The 2,468-nt window shown below is 73.8% G+C and carries 1 protein-coding gene and 2 pseudogenes; all 3 read right to left on the bottom strand.

Features of this window, described 5'->3' with window-relative positions; all coding sequences use genetic code 11:
- A pseudogene (locus tag SSNG_RS45120) lies at positions 1 to 744 on the bottom strand (class I tRNA ligase family protein); the annotation flags it as partial.
- 124 nt (positions 745 to 868) lie between these two features.
- Positions 869 to 1,432: pseudogene (locus SSNG_RS45115) on the bottom strand (cupin domain-containing protein); the annotation flags it as partial.
- A 50-nt stretch (positions 1,433 to 1,482) separates the two neighbouring features.
- A partial coding sequence (locus SSNG_RS36700; RefSeq protein WP_241695345.1) for an FAD-dependent oxidoreductase occupies positions 1,483 to 2,468 on the bottom strand: 986 nt, incomplete at its 5' end.

The raw sequence follows: 2,468 nt of genomic DNA, 5'->3' as shown, positions 1-2,468 counted from the left end.
CCTTCGGGGCGGGTGGCGGCGAGTTAAGAAGCGGACGGCGTCGACGGTGTCGGGGGTGAGGATCTCCTTGCCCCAGATCGCGTGGCGGCGGCTGGTGGAGAACTTCTCGCCGTCGAGCAAGTAGAACTCGTTGACGTGGTAGTCGATGTCGGGGGTCCAGCCGGGGAAGGCGAGCCGGTAGAGGACGGGGTAGAGGACCGAGTGGTAGAAGCTGTTGTCGTAGCCGAAGAAGTGGACGATCTTCCAGTCGGGGGCGGGGGCGGCGGCCTGCCAGGGGCGGCCGAGGCGGGCGCCCAGTGACTGGATGCCGTGGAGGAAGCCGTAGCTCATCTCGGGCCAGACCCAGATGACCTGCCCGTCGGTGTCGTCCTCGCGCGGTTCGACGCCCCAGCCGGAGGGGTGGGTGAGGGGGACGTCGAGGCTCGGGCGGGCGAAGACCCGGTCGGCGAGTTCGCGCAGCCGGGCCGGTACGCGGCCCAGCCGGTGGTGGTCGCGGACGTCGGCGGAGAAGGTGTGCAGGGGCAGGGTCCAGCGGGCGGCGGTGCCGCGTACGGGGGTCTCGCCGCCGGCGGAGCGGGGTTCGGCGAGGTCGGTGACGGTGTTGGGTTCGCCGCACTCCTCGCAGATGTTGCCGCCGGTGTCGTTGCCGCAGCCGGGGCAGCCGCCCTTGACGTCGGCCTCGTACAGGTAGTGGCCGGTGGCGGCGTCGAAGAGGGCGTCGTGGTCGGCGACGGACACCGCGCCGGAGCCGGTGACCTTGCCGAAGAAACTCCCTGAGGCCCTCGCGGTAGCCGGGGTCCTGGTCGGTGACGGTGTACTGGTCGACGGGTATGTCCATCAGCCGCAGGGTTTCGGCGATCTCGGCGCTGTAGTGGGCGGCGGTCTCGGCGGGGGTGCGGCCGTCGGCGCGGGCGGCGCCGAGGACGTAGCTCTGGTAGTCGTCGCTGCCGGTGAGGTGGTAGGCCTCGGCTCCGTTCATGCGCTGGAAGCGGGTGAAGGCGTCGGCGCCGAGGTAGGGGCCGCAGAGGTGGCCGAGGTGGAGGTCGCCGTTGGGGGTGGGCGGGGTGGAGAAGACGAAGACGGGGCGGTCGCCGAAGCCCTCGCGGGCGGGGGCGGCGGCGGAGGCCATGGCCCGTTCGGCGTCGCGCCAGTACTGGGTGAAGAAGACGAGGTCGTCGCCGCCCTCGCCCGCCGTGTCGCGCGGACCGGTGTTCCTCGGACTGGTGTTCCGCAGGACGTGCGACTCGAAGGGGTCGAAGAGGACGACGGTGCCGGGGGTGGCGGGGTGGGTCTCGCCGTCGACGACGAACTCGCCGCGGCCGGAGACGATGACGAACAGCTCGGTCTCGTCGTGGTGGTGGCCGTCGGTGGCGCCGCCGGGGGCGACGCGGCCCCACCCGGCGCCGGTTCCCAGGCCCTCCACGCCGCTCATGTCGATGCCGAACGCCTGCTCCAGGACGTCGGCGTCATAACTCGCGATGATCATGTCGTGGCCTTTCGCGGGGACGGGAGGGAGGGGATCAGGTCGGCGGCCCGGGCGGCGAGGGCCGGGGCCAGCCGGTAGCCGGAGCCGCCGGCGGCGCCCGCGAAGAGGAGCCGGCCGTAGGGGTCGAGGCGGGTGGCGAGCGGGCTGCCGTCGGGCCCGTACGCGTCGCAGAACACCCGGCCGGACCGGCAGTGCGCGGCCAGGCCGGGGGCGTAGCGGGTGAGCAGGGCGCGGGCCTCGCGCAGGTGGCCGGCGGTGAGGGCCGGGTCGACGGTGGCGGGGTCGACGTCCCACTCCTGGCAGGTGTAGCTGAAGAGCCAGTGGCCGCGGTGGTGGAGGGGCAGCAGGAAGGCGTCCTCGGTGTGCAGGACGACGGCCCGGTCGCCGGGGGCCGGGGGCACTTCCACGTGCAGGGCGACGATCTTCTTGACGCGGGCTCCGAGCGGGGCGACCAGCTCCCGCCAGGCGGGTTCGGCGAGCCAGGGCCCGGGGGCGATGACGACGTGCCCGGCGGTGAGGGTGGCGCCGCCGGTCAGGGTGAGGCGGGCACCGCCGGGGCCGGCGGCGACGGTCTCGACGGCGACGCCCTCGCGGAAGGAGACGGCGGGGCGCAGTTCGGCGGCGAGGAGCTGGGTGAGGGCGTGGACGTCCGCGTACTGGCAGCCGTCGCCCTCCCAGGCCCCGTGGTCGCGCGGGAGCGCGGGTACGGCGGGCGGGAGTTCGGTGGTCCAGCGGAGTTTGGCCTCGGGGAGGTAGACCTCGAGGAGCCGGTCCTCGGCGGCCTCGGGGGCGATGACGGTCATGCCGAGGGGGTGGATGGGCAGGTCGGGGCGGGCGGTGTGGAGGTCGGCGTAGAAGCGCTCGCTCTCGGCGGCGAGGGTGCGGACGGTGTCGTCGGCGCCGCGCGGGATTTTGCTTTTCCGGCGGAGCGGCGGGTGGCGCCGGAGCCGATCATGTCGCGGTCGAGGACGGTGACGGTGGC

It is taken from the genome of Streptomyces sp. C, assembly GCF_000158895.1.
Lineage (GTDB): Bacteria > Actinomycetota > Actinomycetes > Streptomycetales > Streptomycetaceae > Streptomyces > Streptomyces racemochromogenes.
Note: the sequence above shows the minus strand (reverse complement) of the source record. Positions and strands in the feature narration are given on the sequence as shown.